The organism is Roseovarius nubinhibens ISM (genome assembly GCF_000152625.1).
GTDB classification, from domain to species: domain Bacteria; phylum Pseudomonadota; class Alphaproteobacteria; order Rhodobacterales; family Rhodobacteraceae; genus Roseovarius; species Roseovarius nubinhibens.
Genome location: NZ_CH724156.1, coordinates 328,629 through 346,025, shown reverse-complemented (window position 1 = coordinate 346,025; position 17,397 = coordinate 328,629). Strand labels below are relative to the sequence as shown.

General features: G+C 61.9%; 27 protein-coding genes. 24 read left to right on the top strand and 3 right to left on the bottom strand.

The genetic code is table 11. The annotated features are described in order from the left end of the window. The first annotated feature begins 1 nt into the window (after nucleotide 1). The 5 genes from rplV to ISM_RS01780 all read left to right on the top strand — a co-directional run bounded on the left by rplV (nucleotide 2) and on the right by ISM_RS01780 (nucleotide 3,390). Nucleotides 2-382: a 50S ribosomal protein L22 gene (rplV, locus tag ISM_RS01800; RefSeq protein ID WP_009812389.1), complete on the top strand. Its 381-nt coding sequence runs from the start codon at nucleotides 2-4 to the stop codon at nucleotides 380-382. Next, nucleotides 382-1,089, top strand: a complete 708-nt coding sequence (gene rpsC, locus ISM_RS01795) for a 30S ribosomal protein S3 (RefSeq protein WP_009812388.1) — start codon at nucleotides 382-384, stop codon at nucleotides 1,087-1,089. The genes rplV and rpsC overlap by 1 nt, the downstream gene beginning before the upstream one ends. A gap of 12 nt (nucleotides 1,090-1,101) precedes the next feature. Further along, nucleotides 1,102-1,515 (top strand): 50S ribosomal protein L16, encoded by a 414-nt coding sequence (rplP, locus tag ISM_RS01790; protein ID WP_009812386.1) that lies wholly within the window; start codon nucleotides 1,102-1,104, stop codon nucleotides 1,513-1,515. 409 nt (nucleotides 1,516-1,924) lie between these two features. Beyond that, nucleotides 1,925-2,980, top strand: coding sequence for a DUF4328 domain-containing protein (locus tag ISM_RS01785; RefSeq protein ID WP_009812385.1), 1,056 nt, complete (start codon nucleotides 1,925-1,927; stop codon nucleotides 2,978-2,980). 122 nt (nucleotides 2,981-3,102) lie between these two features. Next, nucleotides 3,103-3,390 carry a hypothetical protein gene (locus tag ISM_RS01780; protein ID WP_009812384.1) on the top strand — a complete coding sequence of 96 codons (288 nt, stop codon included), beginning with the start codon at nucleotides 3,103-3,105 and terminating at the stop codon, nucleotides 3,388-3,390. Between the two features lie 83 nt (nucleotides 3,391-3,473). On the opposite strand, the gene ISM_RS01775 is transcribed toward ISM_RS01780, so the two are convergent. The 3 genes from ISM_RS01775 to ISM_RS01765 all read right to left on the bottom strand — a co-directional run bounded on the left by ISM_RS01775 (nucleotide 3,474) and on the right by ISM_RS01765 (nucleotide 6,592). After that, nucleotides 3,474-4,094, bottom strand: coding sequence for a 2OG-Fe(II) oxygenase family protein (locus ISM_RS01775; protein ID WP_009812383.1), 621 nt, complete (start codon nucleotides 4,092-4,094; stop codon nucleotides 3,474-3,476). Between the two features lie 179 nt (nucleotides 4,095-4,273). Then, nucleotides 4,274-5,362, bottom strand: coding sequence for a Hint domain-containing protein (locus tag ISM_RS01770; RefSeq protein WP_040617767.1), 1,089 nt, complete (start codon nucleotides 5,360-5,362; stop codon nucleotides 4,274-4,276). Nucleotides 5,363-5,515: 153 nt separating this feature from the next. Next, complete coding sequence (locus ISM_RS01765; protein WP_009812381.1) at nucleotides 5,516-6,592, bottom strand: Hint domain-containing protein; 1,077 nt, start codon at nucleotides 6,590-6,592, stop codon at nucleotides 5,516-5,518. Between the two features lie 364 nt (nucleotides 6,593-6,956). On the opposite strand from ISM_RS01765, the gene rpmC reads away from it, so the two are divergent. From rpmC to rplQ, 19 genes are all read left to right on the top strand, one after another. After that, entirely contained in the window at nucleotides 6,957-7,157 is a 201-nt protein-coding gene (gene rpmC / locus ISM_RS01760; protein ID WP_009812380.1) for a 50S ribosomal protein L29, read from the top strand. A gap of 12 nt (nucleotides 7,158-7,169) precedes the next feature. After that, the gene (rpsQ, locus tag ISM_RS01755; RefSeq protein WP_009812379.1) at nucleotides 7,170-7,400 is read left to right on the top strand and encodes a 30S ribosomal protein S17; all 231 of its coding nucleotides are present in this window, start codon (nucleotides 7,170-7,172) and stop codon (nucleotides 7,398-7,400) included. Between the two features lie 76 nt (nucleotides 7,401-7,476). Continuing rightward, complete coding sequence (rplN, locus tag ISM_RS01750) at nucleotides 7,477-7,845, top strand: 50S ribosomal protein L14 (protein ID WP_007427594.1); 369 nt, start codon at nucleotides 7,477-7,479, stop codon at nucleotides 7,843-7,845. Between the two features lies 1 nt (nucleotide 7,846). Further along, nucleotides 7,847-8,158, top strand: coding sequence for a 50S ribosomal protein L24 (rplX, locus tag ISM_RS01745; RefSeq protein ID WP_009812377.1), 312 nt, complete (start codon nucleotides 7,847-7,849; stop codon nucleotides 8,156-8,158). Next, the gene (gene rplE / locus ISM_RS01740) at nucleotides 8,151-8,714 is read left to right on the top strand and encodes a 50S ribosomal protein L5 (protein ID WP_009812376.1); all 564 of its coding nucleotides are present in this window, start codon (nucleotides 8,151-8,153) and stop codon (nucleotides 8,712-8,714) included. Before rplX ends, rplE begins: the two co-directional genes overlap by 8 nt. Nucleotides 8,715-8,735: 21 nt before the next feature. Next, nucleotides 8,736-9,041, top strand: coding sequence for a 30S ribosomal protein S14 (gene rpsN, locus ISM_RS01735; protein ID WP_040617766.1), 306 nt, complete (start codon nucleotides 8,736-8,738; stop codon nucleotides 9,039-9,041). Between the two features lie 12 nt (nucleotides 9,042-9,053). Next, on the top strand, nucleotides 9,054-9,446 hold the full coding sequence (gene rpsH / locus ISM_RS01730; protein WP_009812374.1) for a 30S ribosomal protein S8: 393 nt from the start codon (nucleotides 9,054-9,056) through the stop codon (nucleotides 9,444-9,446). Nucleotides 9,447-9,459: 13 nt separating this feature from the next. After that, on the top strand, nucleotides 9,460-9,993 hold the full coding sequence (gene rplF, locus ISM_RS01725) for a 50S ribosomal protein L6 (protein WP_040617765.1): 534 nt from the start codon (nucleotides 9,460-9,462) through the stop codon (nucleotides 9,991-9,993). Nucleotides 9,994-10,007: 14 nt separating this feature from the next. Then, nucleotides 10,008-10,367, top strand: coding sequence for a 50S ribosomal protein L18 (gene rplR / locus ISM_RS01720; protein ID WP_009812372.1), 360 nt, complete (start codon nucleotides 10,008-10,010; stop codon nucleotides 10,365-10,367). 115 nt (nucleotides 10,368-10,482) lie between these two features. Then, the gene (gene rpsE, locus ISM_RS01715) at nucleotides 10,483-11,064 is read left to right on the top strand and encodes a 30S ribosomal protein S5 (protein WP_009812371.1); all 582 of its coding nucleotides are present in this window, start codon (nucleotides 10,483-10,485) and stop codon (nucleotides 11,062-11,064) included. Between the two features lie 3 nt (nucleotides 11,065-11,067). Continuing rightward, on the top strand, nucleotides 11,068-11,256 hold the full coding sequence (rpmD, locus tag ISM_RS01710) for a 50S ribosomal protein L30 (RefSeq protein ID WP_009812370.1): 189 nt from the start codon (nucleotides 11,068-11,070) through the stop codon (nucleotides 11,254-11,256). A 265-nt stretch (nucleotides 11,257-11,521) separates the two neighbouring features. Beyond that, nucleotides 11,522-12,001: a 50S ribosomal protein L15 gene (gene rplO, locus ISM_RS01705; protein ID WP_009812369.1), complete on the top strand. Its 480-nt coding sequence runs from the start codon at nucleotides 11,522-11,524 to the stop codon at nucleotides 11,999-12,001. Between the two features lie 112 nt (nucleotides 12,002-12,113). After that, nucleotides 12,114-13,478 (top strand): preprotein translocase subunit SecY, encoded by a 1,365-nt coding sequence (gene secY / locus ISM_RS01700; RefSeq protein ID WP_040617764.1) that lies wholly within the window; start codon nucleotides 12,114-12,116, stop codon nucleotides 13,476-13,478. After that, entirely contained in the window at nucleotides 13,475-14,050 is a 576-nt protein-coding gene (locus tag ISM_RS01695) for an adenylate kinase (protein WP_009812367.1), read from the top strand. Before secY ends, ISM_RS01695 begins: the two co-directional genes overlap by 4 nt. A 161-nt stretch (nucleotides 14,051-14,211) precedes the next feature. Then, nucleotides 14,212-14,631 carry a hypothetical protein gene (locus ISM_RS01690; RefSeq protein ID WP_156783287.1) on the top strand — a complete coding sequence of 140 codons (420 nt, stop codon included), beginning with the start codon at nucleotides 14,212-14,214 and terminating at the stop codon, nucleotides 14,629-14,631. A 253-nt stretch (nucleotides 14,632-14,884) separates the two neighbouring features. Further along, on the top strand, nucleotides 14,885-15,253 hold the full coding sequence (rpsM, locus tag ISM_RS01685; RefSeq protein WP_009812365.1) for a 30S ribosomal protein S13: 369 nt from the start codon (nucleotides 14,885-14,887) through the stop codon (nucleotides 15,251-15,253). 15 nt (nucleotides 15,254-15,268) lie between these two features. Continuing rightward, nucleotides 15,269-15,658, top strand: a complete 390-nt coding sequence (rpsK, locus tag ISM_RS01680; RefSeq protein ID WP_009812364.1) for a 30S ribosomal protein S11 — start codon at nucleotides 15,269-15,271, stop codon at nucleotides 15,656-15,658. A 114-nt stretch (nucleotides 15,659-15,772) separates the two neighbouring features. Next, nucleotides 15,773-16,789, top strand: a complete 1,017-nt coding sequence (locus ISM_RS01675) for a DNA-directed RNA polymerase subunit alpha (protein WP_009812363.1) — start codon at nucleotides 15,773-15,775, stop codon at nucleotides 16,787-16,789. A gap of 113 nt (nucleotides 16,790-16,902) precedes the next feature. Beyond that, nucleotides 16,903-17,328, top strand: coding sequence for a 50S ribosomal protein L17 (gene rplQ, locus ISM_RS01670; RefSeq protein WP_009812362.1), 426 nt, complete (start codon nucleotides 16,903-16,905; stop codon nucleotides 17,326-17,328). Nucleotides 17,329-17,397 lie beyond the last annotated feature (69 nt).

The following is a 17,397-nucleotide window of genomic DNA, read 5'->3' as shown; positions in this document are numbered from 1 at the left end:
CATGGGCAAGGAAAAAAACCCCCGCCGCGTGGCAGACAACGAAGCAATGGCCAAACTGCGCATGCTTCGCACCAGCCCGCAGAAACTGAACCTGGTTGCGGCGATGATCCGTGGCAAGAAGGTCGACAAGGCTCTTAACGACCTGACCTTTAGCCAAAAGCGGATCGCGCAGGACGTGAAGAAATGCCTTCAGTCCGCCATCGCCAACGCTGAAAACAACCATAACCTGGATGTGGACGAGCTGATCGTGGCCGAGGCCTATGTCGGCAAGAACCTGGTCATGAAGCGCGGTCGCCCGCGTGCCCGTGGTCGGTTTGGCGCCCTGCGCAAGCCGTTCTCGGAACTGACCATCAAGGTGCGTGAAGTTGAGGAGCAAGCCTAATGGGTAACAAAGTCAATCCGATTGGCATGCGCCTTCAGGTGAACCGCACCTGGGACAGCCGCTGGTACGCCAACACCAAGGACTATGGCAATCTTTTGCTCGAAGATATCGCGATCCGCGAATTCATCGAGAAAGAGTGCAAGCAAGCCGGCATCAGCCGTGTGATCATCGAGCGTCCGCACAAGAAGTGCCGCGTCACGATCCACACTGCGCGCCCGGGCGTGATCATCGGCAAAAAAGGCGCCGATATCGAAACCCTGCGCAAGAAGCTGGCCGCAATGACCGACAGCGAACTGCACCTCAACATCGTTGAAGTGCGCAAGCCCGAGCTGGACGCCGCCCTGGTGGGTGACAGCATCGCGCAGCAGCTGGAACGTCGTGTGTCCTTCCGTCGCGCCATGAAGCGTGCCGTGCAGAACGCGATGCGCATGGGCGCCCTGGGTATCCGGGTGAACGTCGCTGGTCGTCTGGGTGGTGCCGAGATCGCACGTACCGAATGGTATCGTGAGGGTCGGGTTCCGCTGCACACGCTGCGTGCCGATATCGATTACGCCCACTCTGAAGCCATGACGCCCTACGGCATCATCGGTATCAAGGTGTGGATCTTCAAGGGTGAGATCATGGAGCACGACCCGTCGGCCCGCGATCGCAAAGCCCAGGAACTCCAGGATGGTCCTGCGCCGCGTGGCGCCGGCGGCCGTCGCTGAGGAGGGTGAAAGATGCTACAACCAAAGCGTACAAAATTCCGCAAGATGCACAAAGGTCGGATCAAGGGCCAAGCCAAAGGCGGTTCTGATCTCAACTTTGGGTCTTTCGGTCTGAAAGCCACCCAACCCGAGCGCGTCACAGCGCGGCAGATTGAGGCGGCGCGTCGTGCGATGACCCGTCACATGAAGCGTCAGGGTCGTGTCTGGATCCGGATCTTCCCGGATACTCCGGTGACCTCGAAGCCCACCGAAGTTCGGATGGGTAAAGGTAAGGGGTCGGTCGACTTCTGGGCCTGCAAGGTCAAGCCGGGCCGTGTGATGTTCGAGATCGACGGCGTGGCCGAAGATGTGGCGCTCGAAGCGCTGCGTCTGGCGGCGATGAAACTGCCGATCAAGACCCGTGTGGTTCAGCGCGAAGACTGGTAAGTCTTTTCGACACCAAGATAAAAAGCCCCCGTCGCGATTGCGGCGGGGGCTTTTTCTTTGGCGGGTCCGGTGGGGTTGGGGCTGCCAGATCTGTCATGTTAAGCGGCCCGTTACAGCGCAGGGCGGAGCTGGCAAGCGGGGCCTGTTCGACGCTGATAGAGCGGCTTCGGATGAGAGCGCGCGAGGTGTTGCCGGCTGGAACGCGGTCCGGGGATAGGCACAAACTTGGGCCGAAAATGGCGGGTCGGTAAGTCGTCGGTATCACGTCGGTAAAGCGACAGTGGTGATTTCCGGGCGGTGGGCGGTTGCCGCCTAGCCCGTCTCAGTTGATCGAAATGTGCAAAAATGCGACAATGCAAGGCCGGATAGGATGATCTTGTGTTGGTGGCGCACATTGGGGGGCAGCGAGATGACAGAGACCACATGGTTCTATGAGCTGAAGGGCGAAAGACGTGGGCCGGTGTCGGAGGCGCAGGTCGAGGCGCTGGTGGATGCCGGGGTCATCGATGCCCATACACGGGTCTGGTCCGAGTTGCTCGACAGCTGGACGCCCGTGTTCAAGACCGATTTGCGCGGTTTTCTGAGCGGGCCGATCGGCGCACCGCCGCTGGACCAGAGCGACGCACCGCCAGAGGATCGCGGTGAGGGGCAGACTCGGTGGCCGAGCCACAGGCGTGAACCCAGCACGGGGGCGGCACCGGGGGCCCCGGGGGCACCGGGCGCGTCTCAGGATCAGTCGGCACCGCTGAGCGACATGGCGACAGCGGCAATGGGCGAGGTCTGGGAGGGCGAGGTCTGGGAGGGCGAGGCGCTGGCGGGGGGCGAAAGCGATGTGGCCTATGTCAAACAGCACTTCATGCGGCTGGAGCCGTCGCGCTATGTGACCTATCTCTTTTTCGTGCCGCAGATCCTTCTGTCGGGGCTGCTGGGCTTTGCCAGCCTCACGGCCGAGACGGTTCTGACGCGGGCGCATTTCTACGATCTCTGGATGAGCGACGGCATGATCGCGGTCACGTCGCTGCTGTTCTTCGGCGGCATGATCGCCTTTCTCACCTTTGTCTATCGCGCGGCGCAGAATGCCGGGGTCTTGTCGCGGACCAAGTTCAAACCCGCGCCCTGGGCCTGTGTCGGCTGGTATTTCGTGCCGGTCCTGAACCTGTGGATGCCGCTGAAGACGATGTTGGCCATCGCGGCGGTCTCGGACAGGTGGCACCGCGCGCCGTTCAAGATCTGGCAATGGTGGCTGCTGGTGCTGGGCTCTGGCGTGGTGTCGCTGACGGCGACGCTGATGGTGGAGAGCCGGGTGCATCTCTTTGGGTCGTTCAACGGCACGCTGGTCTTCTTTGCGATCTCGCTTCTGGCGGAGGCGGCGGCGATCGGCTGTGCGATGGAGATGATGAAGGCGGTCAACCGGATGCAGAGCCGGCATCGGGACGAGATACTCGAGACGCGCGGCATCGGCTGAGCCAGGGCTGTCGCCTCTGTTGCGCTCCGCTGGGCCGGATCGCGCCGGGTGCGGGGCTGGATCGGGCGGGGCGGGGCGATTTGTGCTATACTCCGCCCCTGAGCCAAGAGGGAGATGGAGAGATGTATGCACGGGTCACGCCTTATCAGATGAAGCCCGGGTCGCGGGGGGCGGCCACCAAGAAGCTCGAGACGCTGAAGGAGCGCATCCTTGGGATGAAGGGGATGCACAGTTTTACCAATGTGATGAATGACGACCACGCAGGCTATATCATCGCGCTGGTGGAGAGCCGCGCGCTCTCAGAGGCCAATGCGGAGACGGTCAAATCGCTCTGGGGAGAGTTTGCCGAATATCTGGTCGAGCCGCCGAAGGCGCAGGGCTATGACGTGATTGTGGATTGGCACAAGTAAGCCCAAGTGTCTTGGATCGCAGGGGACCGGCGGCAAAGCGCGCCGGTCTCTTTGTGTCTGGTAAGGGGGTGTTTGCCGGGGGATCAGGCCCAGCGGTAGTTGAAGCTCACCGAGATGCGGTCGTCTTCGGACATGTTCATCGGCACTTCGTGGCGCAGCCAGCTTTCCCACAAGAGCACGTCGCCCACGGCGGGGGTGACATAGATGAACTGGCGCAGCTCGTCGCGGGCGGTTTTGCGGCGGGCGGGGGCGGCCATCATCATCGCGTGGCGCGGGTCTTCTAGCTTGAGCGCCGAGGTGCCGCCGGGCATCGAGACATAGGTGGTGCCGCTGATCACCGAATGCGGGTGGATATGCGAGGCATGGCTGCCGCCCTCGGGCAGGATGTTGATCCACAGATCCTCGAGCTCGAGCGCGCGGCCGTCGAGATCGAACTCGAGATCTTCGGCGAAGGCCGCGACATGGGCGTCGAGCGATTTCACCAGATCGGCAAAGATCGGAAAGCGCCAGGGCAGGTCGGTGAGCGAGGCGTAAGAGGTGTAGCCCGGATAGCCGTTTTCCTCGCACCAGCCCTGACCGGCCTCGTCATCCTCGGCGATGGCATAGCAGGAGCTTTCCATTTCCTCGGCGTCGATGGCGGGGCCATGGTCCGACAGCGGGGCGTGATAGAGACGGGTGACGAAGAGCGAGGAAATCTGTGCCATGGGGGCCTCCTTGGTTGCCTGCGTCCTAGCGGATTTGGCGGAGGTTGGCGAGGGGGGAGGGGCGTGATGGCTCGGGTCGGGCCGCGTGGTGGTGGAGGCCTAATCCGGTGCGTGCGGGAGCGCGCCGAGGCGCGAGAGCGGGGCGCGGCCCGAGTGTGGGGGGCCGCGCCTGATCGTCGCTACTCGGCGGCGATGCGCAGGGCGGATTGCGCGGATTGCGCGGCGAGATCGGCGGCGAGGCGGCGGGCGAGGCGCTTTTGCTGGCGCCAGACGGGGACCACGGCGGCGGATTTGGGGGCGCCGCGGTCGGCTTCGAGATCGGGGCAGAGGGCGCGGAGTTCGGCGCGGGCCTGATCGGTCAGGGCGTTCCAGGCGGTTTCGCCGAGCAGCAGGCTCTCGCTCGGGGCGCCTTCGGCGGTGAGGATGGCGTGATCGTCCAGAAGCAGGTGGATATAGCGGAAGCTCTCGCGGGTGCCGTCCACGTCGACGCCGTCGAGGGCGGTGAGGTGATGGGCCGCGACGAGGGCGTGGTCGCTGTCGAAGAGCCGGCGGCAGAGCGGTGAGTGGACGAGCATCCGGTGCTGGCGCGAGATCCAGAGATCGGCGCGGGGCAGGCCCTGACCCAGGGCGCCGGCGCTGATCTTGATGGGGCGGAGACGGGGGCTCGAAGCGATGTCTTCGGGGGTGATCTGACGCTGGCCGATCCAGCGGATGGCGCGGGGGCCTTGTTCGGTGCTGACCTGATCGCCGATCTGCAGGTTCTCGACCGGGACCGGGCCATCGGGCGTGTCGATGGCGGTGCCGTCGACGAAACAGACCATCAGCGAGATATTGTCGACAATCGCGCCGAGCGAGTCGTTCGGCCCGAGCTCGGTGAAGCGAACAGTGTAGTTGCCGGCGTCGGGGAAGGTCACCGGCAGCGAATATTGCTGCATCGTGTTGGCGGTGGGAAAGAAGCTCTGGGTGGCGATCACATTGCCATTGCTGTCGAGAATGTCGACGCGGAAGCCTTCGCGGCCAGCGTTGGAGTTCGAGGCGGTGCGCAGGGCGGAATCGAAGGTGAGTTCGGTGGTGGTCGGGTAGGGCACCTCGACCACCTGCTGCATCACGGTGACCTGATTGGAGTAGCCGTCCATTTCGGCGACACGGCTGGTGCCGCCGTTGCCGAGATAGGCGCCTTCGTTGTTGGTGGCCTCGATGTCATTGCCGTTCCAGCCGGCGGCGCCATTGTCAAAGCCGCCGTTCGTGATCAAATCTCTGGGGGGCACGGGGTCTCTCCTAATACGTTATCTATACTAGTGATCTAAAATTATGCGCGCCGCGGGGGGTGCGGTCGGGGGTAGGCTAGTCCGGGAATGGTTCGAAACTATGGCAAGCCCCGGGAGAAATCCGGAGCTTGCGGTGGGTTTGTGCGGGCGGTGTTATTCGGCGGCGATGTCTGTGAGGGTTTGGCCTGAGGTTTCGGCAGGGAGGTCTGCTGCGAGATCGGCGGCGAGGCGGCGGGCGAGGCGTTTTTGTTGGCGCCAGACGGGGAGGACGGCGGCGGATTTGGGGGCGCTGCGGTCGGTGTCGAGATCGGGGCAGAGGGCGCGGAGTTCGGCGCGGGCCTGAGCCGTCAGCGCGTCCCAGGCGGTGTCGTCGAGCAGCAGGCTCTCGCTCGGGGTGCCTTCGGCGGTGAGGATGGCGTGCTCGTCCAGAAGCAGGTGGATATAGCGGACGCTCTCGCGGCTGTCATAGACTTCGACGCCATCGAGGACGGTCAGGTGATGGGCGGCGACGAGGGCGTGGTCGGCGTCGAAGAGTTTGCGGCAGAGCGGGGTGTGGATGAGCATCCGGTGCTCGGGCGACATCCACAGATCGGCGCGGGGCAGGTCTTGGCCCAGGGCGCCGGCGCTGATCTTGACGGGGCGCAGCCGGGAATTGGCGGCGAGGTCGTCGGGGGTGATTTGGTGCGCGTCGATCCAGCGGATGGCGCGGGGGCCGTGCTGAGTGCTGACCAGATCGCCGATCTGCAGGCTCTCGATCGGGGCGGGGCCGTCGGGCGTGTCGATGGCGGTGCCCTCGACGACACCGACCAGCAGCGAGATATCCTCTTCCAGCACGGTCACGTTCGGCGCGAGCTCGGTCAGGCGCAGGGTGTAGCTGCCGGCCTCGGGGAAGGTCACCGGCATCGCATAGGCCTGATAGGTGTTGGAAGGGGGGAAACTCTGGCTGGCGATCCCATGGCCCGCGCTGTCGAGAATATCGACGCGAAAGCCTTGGCTGTCGGCGGTGGCGTTGGATTTGGGGCGCAGCAGGGAGTCGAAGGTGAGCGCGGTGGTGGTGGCCTCGGGCAGGTCGATCACCTGTTGCATCACGGTGATCTGATTGCCGGCATCGTCCGTTTCGACAACGCGGTCGGCGCGACCGTTGCCGGGATAAAGGTTTTGAGAAATTCGGGCGTCGACATCGGCTCCGGTCCAACCGGTCGCGGGATCGTCGAAACCACCGCTCGTCATTAAGTCTCTGGGGGCCACGGCCTCACTCCATTACACATGTTTACTCATACACACACACGCGGGCGGGCCCCGGTGGGGGGCTTTGGCCTGCATGGGATCAAGGTTAACGGCACAATCGTTCAAAATTAAGGCAAAGCCCGCGGCGGGCCATAATGTTGCCATAGTTGTCGCCCGGGGATTGCGGCGGGGCAGGCGGTCTGGCAGAAGAGGCAGGCGCGGTTTGGCCTTTATTTTCCGTGCTGCGCGCTTGGGGGTTGCTTTATCCCCGAACTGGGTCTAAACGGCCCCTTCATTCACCTACTCCACCGGAATCAGGGTGACGCGATAATCGCGGCCCCCCGGTGATGTTGAAAGGAACATGGCTATGAACGCCACCGAACTGCGTGATAAAACGCCTGATCAGCTCAAGGAAGAGCTGGTCAACCTCAAGAAAGAGCAATTCAACCTGCGCTTTCAGGCCGCGACCGGTCAGCTGGAGAACCCGGCCCGTCTGCGTCAGGCCCGTCGTGCCGCCGCGCGCGTCAAGACCATTCTGAACGAAAAAGCCCAAGCGGCCGCCGAGTAAGGAGCGAGAGACATGCCCAAACGTATCCTTCAAGGTCGCGTGACCAGCGATGCAAACGCCCAAACCGTCACGGTTTCGGTCGAACGTCGTTTCAAGCACCCCGTGCTGCAGAAAACCATCCGTAAGTCCAAGAAATACCGGGCTCACGATGAAAACAACGCTTTCAAAGTCGGCGATACCGTCCGCATCATCGAATGCGCGCCGAAATCGAAAACGAAACGTTGGGAGGTTCTGGAGGCGTAAGCCCCCGGAGCCTTTCGGCTTAACGAAACCCTGGGGCCAATGACGCTTAGCGGTCCCAAAGGTCGGGAGACACCAAATGATCCAGATGCAGACCAATCTGGATGTCGCTGACAACTCCGGCGCTCGCCGGGTGCAGTGCATCAAGGTTCTGGGTGGTTCCAAGCGTAAATACGCATCCGTTGGCGACATCATCGTCGTCTCGGTCAAGGAAGCCATCCCGCGCGGTCGCGTGAAAAAGGGCGACGTCCGTAAGGCCGTCGTCGTGCGCACCGCCAAAGAGGTTCGTCGTGAAGACGGCACCGCCATCCGTTTTGACCGCAACGCCGCCGTGATCCTGAACAACGCAGGTGAGCCGGTCGGTACGCGTATCTTTGGCCCGGTGGTTCGTGAGCTTCGCGCGAAGAACTTCATGAAGATCATCTCGCTCGCCCCGGAGGTGCTGTGATATGGCTGCTAAACTGAAAAAAGGCGACAAGGTCGTCGTCCTGTCCGGCAAGGACAAGGGCAAGGAAGGCACGATCACTTCGGTTGACCCCAAGTCGGGCAAAGCCGTGGTCGAAGGCGTGAACATGGCGATCCGCCACACCCGCCAGAGCCAGACCAGCCAGGGCGGCCGTCTGCCCAAGGCGATGCCGATCGATCTGAGCAACCTCGCGTTCCTCGACGCCAACGGCAAACCGACCCGCGTGGGTTTCAAAACCGAAGGCGACAAGAAAGTGCGCTTTGCCAAGACCACGGGGGACGTGATCGATGCTTGATACCGCAACCTACACCCCGCGTCTGAAGACCCAGTTCAAGGAGGCGATCCGCCCCGCCTTGAAAGAGGAATTCGGCTATAAGAACGACATGCAGATCCCGCGTCTGGAAAAGATCGTTCTGAACATCGGCTGTGGCCGCGAAGCGGTCAAAGACAGCAAGAAGGCCAAATCGGCGGTCGAAGATCTGACCACCATTGCCGGCCAGCGCGCTGTGATGACCATCGCCAAGAACTCGATCGCGGGCTTCCGTGTTCGTGACGGCATGCCGATGGGCGCCAAGGTCACCCTGCGTGGCGACCGCATGTATGACTTCCTCGATCGTCTGATCACTGTGGCCATGCCCCGTATCCGCGACTTCCGCGGCGTATCGGGCAAGAGCTTTGACGGCCGTGGCAACTATGCCATGGGCATCAAAGAGCACATCATCTTCCCCGAGATCAACTTCGACAAGATCGATGAATCCTGGGGTATGGACATCGTCATCGCAACCACGGCTCAGACCGACGCCGAAGCAAAGGCACTGTTGAAGCACTTCAACATGCCCTTCAACAGCTGACGCCGCGGGAGGATTTGAATAATGGCTAAAAAAGCAATGATCGAACGCGAAAAGAAGCGCCAAAAGCTGGTGGAGAAATACGCCACCAAGCGCGCCGCGTTGAAAGAGATCGTCAACGACGAGAGCAAGCCGATGGAAGAGCGTTTCCGCGCCTCCCTGAAGCTGGCCAAACTGCCGCGCAACAGCTCGGCAACCCGGCTGCACAACCGCTGCCAGCTCACCGGGCGTCCGCACGCCTACTATCGCAAACTGAAGATCAGCCGGATTGCGCTGCGCGAGCTTGGCTCGTCGGGTCAGCTGCCCGGCATGGTCAAGTCGAGCTGGTAAGGAGGGCACGATATGAATGATCCTATCGGCGATATGCTCACCCGTATCCGCAACGCGGGTATGCGTGGCAAGTCCACCGTCATGGTCCCGGCCTCGAAAATGCGCGTGCGCGTTCTCGATGTGCTGGCAGGCGAAGGCTACATCCGTGGCTATGAAGAGATGACCGGTGCCAATGGCCACCCGGCGATCGAAATCAGCCTGAAATACTTCGAAGGCACCCCTGCCATTCGCGAAATGAAGCGGGTCTCCAAGCCCGGTCGTCGCGTCTACATGGGCGTCAAGGACATCCCGACGGTCCGTCAGGGCCTGGGTGTGTCGATTGTCTCCACCCCCAAAGGTGTGATGTCGGATGCAAATGCACGCGCGGCCAATGTCGGTGGCGAAGTGCTCTGCACCGTATTCTGAGGAGGCCTGAACCATGTCTCGTATCGGAAAACAGCCCGTAGCCCTTCCCGATGGCGTCACTGCCACCGTGTCGGGTCAGACCCTCGAAGTGAAAGGCCCGAAAGGCGTCAAGACCTTCACCGCGACCGACGATGTCACCCTTGAGGTGGCCGATGGTCAGGTGACCGTGACCCCGCGCGGCAAGTCCAAGCGTGCCCGTCAGCAGTGGGGCATGACCCGCACTGTGGTTTCGAACCTCGTGTTCGGCGCCAAGGACACGTTCAAGAAAGAGCTGGAAATCCGCGGTGTGGGTTACCGGGCTCAGCTTCAGGGCAATGTTCTGAAACTGAACCTCGGCCTCAGCCATGATGTCGATTTCCCCATTCCGGAAGGTGTGACTGTTACCGCGCCCAAGCCGACCGAACTGGTCGTCGAAGGCACGGACAAGCAGCTCGTCGGTCAGGTCGCGGCCAATATCCGCGACTGGCGTCGTCCCGAGCCCTACAAGGGCAAAGGCATTCGCTACAAAGACGAGTACATCTTCCAGAAGGAAGGCAAGAAGAAGTAAGGGACGCGAAAAAGATGGCAAACAGCAAGAGAACTCTGTTTCTGAAACGCCGCCTGCGCGTTCGGAACAAACTTCGCAAGGTCAACGCCGGGCGTCCGCGCCTGAGCGTGCACCGTTCGAACAAGAACATCAGCGTGCAGCTGATCGACGATGTGAACGGCGTGACGCTGGCTTCGGCCTCGTCGATGGAAAAAGATCTGGGCGTTGTCGGCAAGAACAACATCGAGGCCGCCACCAAGGTGGGTGCCGCGATTGCCGAGCGCGCGAAGAAAGCCGGTGTGGTCGAAGCCTATTTCGACCGTGGCGGTTTCCTCTTTCACGGCAAGGTGAAGGCTCTGGCCGACGCTGCGCGTGAAGGTGGTCTGAAGATCTAAAGGTGCAGGCGGCCTTTCGGGGCCGCCTCGATGATCCGGAGGAGGGACCTTGTGTTCCGCCTACCTGGATTGAGTGATTGGCACGATTGGCCGTGCCGCTTGGAAAGGACGCCAGATGGCAAGAGAAGATAACCGTCGGGACCGCCGCGATCGCGACGAGACCCCGGAATTCGCAGATCGCCTGGTCGCGATCAACCGCGTCAGCAAAACCGTTAAAGGTGGTAAGCGCTTCGGCTTTGCCGCTCTGGTCGTTGTTGGCGATCAAAAAGGCCGCGTCGGCTTTGGCAAGGGTAAGGCCAAGGAGGTCCCCGAGGCCATCCGCAAAGCCACCGAGCAAGCCAAGCGTCAAATGATCCGCGTGCCGCTGCGCGAGGGCCGGACGCTGCACCACGATGTCAAGGGCCGTCACGGCGCTGGCAAGGTGGTCATGCGCACCGCACCGCAAGGTACCGGTATCATCGCCGGTGGTCCGATGCGTGCCGTGTTCGAGATGCTGGGTGTGCAGGACGTGGTCGCCAAGTCGATCGGGTCGCAAAACCCCTATAACATGATCCGCGCAACGCTGAACGGTCTGACGCAAGAATCGAGCCCCCGTATGGTGGCCCAGCGTCGTGGCAAGAAAGTCGCCGACATCCTGCGCAAGGAAGATGCCCCCAAGGTCAGCGGTGAGCAGGCCCCCGTGGTAGAGGAGGCCTAAACCATGGCTAAAACCATCGTCGTCAAGCAGATCGGCAGCCCGATCCGCCGCCCCGCCAAACAGCGTCAGACGCTGATCGGCCTGGGCCTCAACAAGATGCACAAGACCCGCGAGCTGGAAGACACCCCGTCGATCCGCGGCATGGTCCGGAAGATCCCGCATCTCGTCGAGATCGTCGAAGAGAAAGGCTAAGCTCTGCGCCTTGCAGATTAGTCAGACACCCCGGCCCGCAATGGCCGGGGTGTTTTCATATGCGGGGCGTGGGAGCGTCCGAGCCGGGCGTGCGGGGTGTCAGGGCAGGGGCCAGCGGTGAGGCGCCTCAGATGCCCTTGCAATGGCTCTGCCTTGGGTCTATACGCCCGCGGGTGGCCTTTGGGCCGCGACTCGATCAAACCAAGAAACGCCGTGGTTGGCCCCATCACGCTTCGGGGGCCACATCCGGCAAAGGAGAAGCGATATGAAACTCAATGAACTGCGCGACAATCCTGGCGCAACCAAACGCAAAAAACGCGTTGGCCGTGGTCCCGGCTCTGGCATGGGTAAAACCGCCGGTCGCGGTATCAAAGGTCAGAAGTCCCGTTCGGGTGTGGCGATTGCCGGTTACGAGGGTGGCCAAATGCCGCTCTACCAACGTCTGCCGAAGCGCGGCTTTAACAAGCCGAACCGCAAGGCCTTTGCCGTTGTGAACCTGGGTCTCATCCAGAAATTCGTCGATGCCAAGAAACTCGACGCGAAAAAAGCCATCACCGAAGATGCGCTGATCGAGAGCGGCCTCGTGCGTCGCAAGCTCGACGGCATCCGCGTTCTGGCGAAGGGCGACGTGACTGCCAAGCTCAACATCGAAGTGACCGGCGCCTCCAAGGCGGCCGTGGACGCGGTGGAAAAAGCGGGTGGCTCGCTCAAGGTCTCCGCAGCAGCTGTGCAGGCGGCCGAATAAGAGGTTGTGGGCGCCGCTCGTGGCGCTTACATACCTTTTCAAGTTTTCCAACTGACGCCGCCTGAGCCGGAAAACGGCTCTGGCGGCGTCTGCATATGAAAGAGACGCCTGAATGGTATCCGCAGCAGAACAAATGGCGGCCAACACCAGCTGGTCCGCATTCGGCAAGGCAACCGATCTTCGCAAACGTATCTTCTTCACGCTTGGGCTGTTGATCATCTATCGGCTGGGCACCTGGGTGCCGGTGCCGGGAATCGATGGGGCAGAGCTTCGGGAATTCATGGAAGGTGCAGCGGCCAGCATCGGCGGCATGCTGAGCATGTTCACCGGCGGCGCGCTCGGCCGGATGGGGATTTTTGCCCTCGGCATCATGCCCTATATCAGCGCCTCGATCATCGTGCAGCTCATGACGGCCATGGTGCCGGCGCTCGAGCAGCTCAAGAAAGAGGGCGAGCAGGGCCGCAAGAAGATCAACCAGTACACCCGCTATGGCACGGTGGCGCTGGCGACCTTGCAGAGCTATGGCCTCGCGGTCAGCCTGCAGTCGGGCGGTCTGGCGAGCGATCCGGGCATGTTCTTTATCGCGTCTTGCATGATCACGCTGGTGGGCGGCACGATGTTCCTGATGTGGATCGGCGAGCAGATCACCGCACGCGGCATCGGCAACGGCATCTCGCTCATCATCTTTGTCGGCATCATCGCCGAGCTTCCCGCCGCGCTGGCGCAGTTCTTTGCCAGTGGCCGGTCGGGCGCGATGAGCCCTGCGGTGATCGTGGGTGTCATGCTCATGGTGGTGGTGACCATCGCCTTTGTGGTGTTCATGGAGCGCGCGCTGCGCAAGATCCACATTCAATATCCGCGCCGTCAGGTGGGGATGAAAGTCTATGACGGCGGCAGCTCGCACCTGCCGGTCAAGGTCAACCCGGCGGGCGTGATCCCGGCGATCTTTGCCAGCTCGCTGTTGCTGCTGCCGGTGACCATCAGCACGTTTTCGGGCAATCAGACGAGCCCGGTGATGTCGACGATCCTCGCCTATTTCGGGCCGGGGCAGCCGCTCTACCTCATCTTCTTCGCGCTGATGATCGTCTTCTTTGCGTATTTCTATACCTATAACGTGGCCTTCAAGACCGACGACGTGGCGGACAATCTGAAGAATCAGAACGGGTTCGTGCCCGGTATCCGTCCCGGCAAGAAGACCGCGGAGTATCTCGAGTATGTTGTGACGCGTATCCTGGTGCTTGGGTCCGCCTACCTTGCGGCAGTTTGTCTCCTTCCGGAGATTCTGCGTTCACAGCTCGCCATTCCGTTCTATTTTGGCGGCACGTCGGTTCTGATCGTGGTGTCCGTCACTATGGATACGATCCAGCAGGTGCAGTCGCATCTTCTGGCCCACCAGTATGAGGGGCTGATTGAAAAATCGCAGTTGAGCGGTAAGGGAAAGCGTCGCTCGCGTAGAAAAGGGACACAACGTCGATGAATATTATCCTTCTCGGACCGCCGGGTGCCGGCAAAGGCACTCAAGCGCAACTCCTCGTGCAAGAGCGCGACATGATTCAGCTGTCGACCGGCGACATGCTGCGCGAGGCCAAGGACAGCGGCACCGAGATGGGTAAGATCGTCGCCGATGTGATGGCGCGGGGCGAGCTCGTCACCGACGAGATCGTCATCGGCCTGATCCGCGAAAAGCTCGATGGGGACCGCAAGGGCGGGTTCATCTTCGACGGGTTCCCGCGCACTCTGGCCCAGGCCGATGCGCTGGCGGGCCTGCTGGCCGAGAAGGGCGAGAGCCTCGATGCGGTGATCGAGATGCAGGTGGATGACGAGACGCTGGTCAAGCGGATCGTCAACCGCGCTGAAGAGGCCCGCGCCGCCGGCAAGCCGGTGCGCGCCGATGACAACGCCGACAGCGTACGCATCCGGCTCATGGAATATTACAAGAAGACCGCGCCGCTCATTGGCTATTACCATGCCAAGGGGCAGCTCAAATCGGTGGACGGTCTGGGCGCCATCGACGAGGTGCGCGGCGCGATCGGCTCGCTGCTGGGCTAACCGGCGCGGGCGATCCCAAAAGATCGAGACATGGCAGGCACCCGGAGCGCGCGCTTCGGGTGTTTTGCGTTTTGGGGGGTGGCTATTTTCTGGTGGGGCTGGACCCATGGGGCAGGGGCGTGGTTCGATGGTGTCACGAGATCAGTGATGCGGAGCGAGAGATGGCTTTGAGAGATTGGACCAAGGGGTTATTGGTGTTCACGGGGGTAGCGCTGGCCTCGCCCACAGCGGCGGGGATGATGGTCGACAACCCCGGCTTTTGCGAGGCCAGTGATGGCGAGCAGGAGCTGGCGGATCTGGTGACGCTCGAACCGGAGGGGATCTTCAGCCACGCGCTGCGCTGTGTCTGGGTCGGGGCGCCGCAGAGCTATCGGCCGGGGCGGGTGGTGCGCCATCTCGAGGCCGAGTGCGATGACGGGGCGCGGCAATGGCGGGTCGGGTTCAATCTCACGGTGAATGAACGGTCGCGGGTCAATGTGGTGTCCCGCGAGAGCACCGGCCTGCCGGAGTATTATTTCGACTGTGACAGCTGGGGCTGGAAGGGCTGGGATGCGCCGGCAAACACTGGTAGAGACCGGTAAGAGCTGCTGTCGCATAATCGTCCGGCGGGGCAGAGGACCGCGCAGATCGGCCTTGGGCGGCTATAGCTCTTGACGCCCCTGACAAATCCCCCTAACCAGCCCTATCTCTCATGAGATGCTGATTCTGACCGGGTCGCCCCCGAGACGGATCGACCACCTTAGATCAGCTGCGGCCCGATGCGTCCTGCTTCGGGCCTGTGTTGTGAAAAAAGGGTCTGGTACTACGGACCCGCAACGAAAAGGAAAGTGACACGTGGCACGTATCGCCGGCGTAAACATCCCGACCCATAAACGGGTCCCGATCGCCCTGACTTATATCACCGGTATTGGCAACACTTCGGCCAAAGCCATCTGCGAAGCGGTCGGCATCGACCTGACCCGTCGCGTCAACGAACTCTCGGATGCCGAAGTTCTGGCCGTTCGCGAACATATCGACGCCAACTACATGGTGGAAGGCGACCTGCGCCGTGAAACGCAGATGAACGTCAAGCGCCTGATGGACCTCGGCTGCTATCGCGGCCTGCGCCACCGCCGGAACCTGCCGGTTCGCGGTCAGCGTACCCACACCAACGCTCGTACCCGCAAAGGCCCCGCAAAGGCCATTGCCGGTAAGAAGAAATAAGGGAGGGCTTGATCAATGGCACGTGATACTCGTCGCGGGAAGCGCAAGGTTTCCAAGAATATCGCCACTGGTGTGGCGCATGTGAACAGCTCGTTCAACAACACCAAGATCCTGATCTCGGACGTGCAAGGCAATGCGATCGCTTGGTCGTCGGCCGGCACCATGGGTTTCAAAGGTTCGCGGAAGTCGACCCCCTATGCCGCACAGATGGCCGCAGAAGACGCGGGCAAGAAGGCACAGGAACATGGCATGAAGACCCTTGAGGTCGAAGTGCAGGGTCCGGGTTCGGGCCGTGAGAGCGCGCTGCGCGCCCTGGCCGCTGTCGGTTTCAACATCACGTCGATCCGTGACGTGACGCCGATCGCCCACAATGGCTGCCGCCCGCCGAAGCGCCGCCGGGTCTAACTATTTATTCTGGGCTGGGGCCGCGTGTTTTCGCACGGCCCCAGTCCGTCATTTTGAAACCTCGGGCGTTTCCGGCCTTTGGACATGGGGCCGGGAACAGGAATGGAGGGACGCATGATCCATAAGAATTGGGCAGAACTGATCAAGCCGACACAGCTCGACGTCAAGCCGGGCAATGACCCGCTGCGTCAGGCGACGGTTGTGGCGGAACCGCTGGAGCGGGGCTTTGGCCTGACGCTGGGCAACGCGCTGCGCCGCGTTCTCCTGTCGTCGCTGCAAGGTGCCGCCATCACCAGCGTTCAGATCGACAATGTTCTGCATGAGTTTTCCAGCGTTGCCGGTGTCCGCGAAGACGTCACCGACATCGTGCTGAACCTCAAGGGCGTTGCCCTGCGCATGGATGTCGAAGGCCCCAAGCGCCTGTCGATCTCGGCCAAAGGGCCGGGCGTCGTCACCGCCGCCGACATCTCGGAAACCGCTGGCATCGAAGTGCTGAACCGCGACCACGTGATCTGCCACCTCGACGAGGGTGCCGATCTCTATGTCGAACTGACGGTCAACACCGGCAAAGGCTATGTCGCGGCTGACAAGAACAAGCCCGAGGACGCGCCGATCGGCATGATCCCGGTCGATGCGATCTACAGCCCCGTGCGCCGTGTCAGCTATGACGTGCAGCCGACCCGTGAAGGTCAGGTTCTCGACTATGACAAGCTCACCATGAAGATCGAAACCGATGGCTCGATCACGCCGGATGATGCCGTGGCCTTTGCTGCGCGTATCCTGCAGGATCAGCTGTCGATCTTCGTGAACTTCGACGAGCCCGAGGCCGCTGGCCGTCAGGACGAGGATGATGGTCTCGAGTTCAACCCGCTGCTTCTCAAGAAAGTGGACGAGCTGGAACTGTCGGTGCGCTCGGCCAACTGCCTGAAGAACGACAACATCGTCTATATCGGGGATCTGATCCAGAAAACCGAAGCAGAGATGCTGCGCACGCCGAACTTTGGCCGCAAGTCGCTCAACGAGATCAAGGAAGTGCTCTCGGGCATGGGTCTGCATCTCGGCATGGATGTCGAGGACTGGCCGCCCGACAATATCGAAGATCTGGCGAAGAAGTTCGAAGACGCCTTTTAAGAATTCGGCTGCGCCTTTGGGCGCAGTCGCATACCCCGGGCAATCCCGCCCCCAGGAGAGCGGCTGACACGCATCAGACCGCCGGACAAAGCAAAAACAGAAGGAACTAAACCATGCGTCACGCAAGAGGTTACCGCCGCCTGAACCGCACCCATGAACACCGCAAGGCGCTGTTCGCGAACATGGCAGGCTCGCTCATCGAACATGAGCAAATCAAGACCACGCTGCCCAAGGCCAAAGAACTGCGCCGCATCGTGGAAAAGCTGATCACGCTCGGCAAGCGTGGCGATCTGCACGCCCGTCGTCAGGCCGCCGCTCAGCTCAAGCAAGACCAGTATGTCGCGAAGCTTTTCGACGTGCTCGGCCCCCGCTACAAAGAGCGTCAGGGCGGCTATGTGCGCGTTCTGAAAGCTGGCTTCCGCTATGGCGATATGGCCCCGATGGCGATCATCGAATTCGTCGAGCGTGATGTCGATGCCAAAGGCGCAGGCGACAAAGCCCGCGTTGCCGCCGAAGACGTGGCTCTGGCCGACGACTAAGACATTCGACCTCCTTGAGGTCAGGGAAAGCCGCCGGGGAGATCCGGCGGCTTTTTTCGTGTTTTGTGG

What these genes read in the sequence shown, in the direction of transcription:
- rplV (WP_009812389.1), top strand. Translation starts at nt 2, where the DNA reads ATGGGCAAGGAAAAAAACCCCCGCCGCGTGGCAGACAACGAAGCAATG.
- rpsC (WP_009812388.1), top strand. Translation starts at nt 382, where the DNA reads ATGGGTAACAAAGTCAATCCGATTGGCATGCGCCTTCAGGTGAACCGC.
- rplP (WP_009812386.1), top strand. Translation starts at nt 1,102, where the DNA reads ATGCTACAACCAAAGCGTACAAAATTCCGCAAGATGCACAAAGGTCGG.
- ISM_RS01785 (WP_009812385.1), top strand. Translation starts at nt 1,925, where the DNA reads ATGACAGAGACCACATGGTTCTATGAGCTGAAGGGCGAAAGACGTGGG.
- ISM_RS01780 (WP_009812384.1), top strand. Translation starts at nt 3,103, where the DNA reads ATGTATGCACGGGTCACGCCTTATCAGATGAAGCCCGGGTCGCGGGGG.
- ISM_RS01775 (WP_009812383.1), bottom strand. Translation starts at nt 4,094, where the DNA reads ATGGCACAGATTTCCTCGCTCTTCGTCACCCGTCTCTATCACGCCCCG.
- ISM_RS01765 (WP_009812381.1), bottom strand. Translation starts at nt 6,592, where the DNA reads ATGACGAGCGGTGGTTTCGACGATCCCGCGACCGGTTGGACCGGAGCC.
- rpmC (WP_009812380.1), top strand. Translation starts at nt 6,957, where the DNA reads ATGAACGCCACCGAACTGCGTGATAAAACGCCTGATCAGCTCAAGGAA.
- rpsQ (WP_009812379.1), top strand. Translation starts at nt 7,170, where the DNA reads ATGCCCAAACGTATCCTTCAAGGTCGCGTGACCAGCGATGCAAACGCC.
- rplN (WP_007427594.1), top strand. Translation starts at nt 7,477, where the DNA reads ATGATCCAGATGCAGACCAATCTGGATGTCGCTGACAACTCCGGCGCT.
- rplX (WP_009812377.1), top strand. Translation starts at nt 7,847, where the DNA reads ATGGCTGCTAAACTGAAAAAAGGCGACAAGGTCGTCGTCCTGTCCGGC.
- rplE (WP_009812376.1), top strand. Translation starts at nt 8,151, where the DNA reads ATGCTTGATACCGCAACCTACACCCCGCGTCTGAAGACCCAGTTCAAG.
- rpsN (WP_040617766.1), top strand. Translation starts at nt 8,736, where the DNA reads ATGGCTAAAAAAGCAATGATCGAACGCGAAAAGAAGCGCCAAAAGCTG.
- rpsH (WP_009812374.1), top strand. Translation starts at nt 9,054, where the DNA reads ATGAATGATCCTATCGGCGATATGCTCACCCGTATCCGCAACGCGGGT.
- rplF (WP_040617765.1), top strand. Translation starts at nt 9,460, where the DNA reads ATGTCTCGTATCGGAAAACAGCCCGTAGCCCTTCCCGATGGCGTCACT.
- rplR (WP_009812372.1), top strand. Translation starts at nt 10,008, where the DNA reads ATGGCAAACAGCAAGAGAACTCTGTTTCTGAAACGCCGCCTGCGCGTT.
- rpsE (WP_009812371.1), top strand. Translation starts at nt 10,483, where the DNA reads ATGGCAAGAGAAGATAACCGTCGGGACCGCCGCGATCGCGACGAGACC.
- rpmD (WP_009812370.1), top strand. Translation starts at nt 11,068, where the DNA reads ATGGCTAAAACCATCGTCGTCAAGCAGATCGGCAGCCCGATCCGCCGC.
- rplO (WP_009812369.1), top strand. Translation starts at nt 11,522, where the DNA reads ATGAAACTCAATGAACTGCGCGACAATCCTGGCGCAACCAAACGCAAA.
- secY (WP_040617764.1), top strand. Translation starts at nt 12,114, where the DNA reads ATGGTATCCGCAGCAGAACAAATGGCGGCCAACACCAGCTGGTCCGCA.
- ISM_RS01695 (WP_009812367.1), top strand. Translation starts at nt 13,475, where the DNA reads ATGAATATTATCCTTCTCGGACCGCCGGGTGCCGGCAAAGGCACTCAA.
- ISM_RS01690 (WP_156783287.1), top strand. Translation starts at nt 14,212, where the DNA reads ATGGCTTTGAGAGATTGGACCAAGGGGTTATTGGTGTTCACGGGGGTA.
- rpsK (WP_009812364.1), top strand. Translation starts at nt 15,269, where the DNA reads ATGGCACGTGATACTCGTCGCGGGAAGCGCAAGGTTTCCAAGAATATC.
- ISM_RS01675 (WP_009812363.1), top strand. Translation starts at nt 15,773, where the DNA reads ATGATCCATAAGAATTGGGCAGAACTGATCAAGCCGACACAGCTCGAC.
- rplQ (WP_009812362.1), top strand. Translation starts at nt 16,903, where the DNA reads ATGCGTCACGCAAGAGGTTACCGCCGCCTGAACCGCACCCATGAACAC.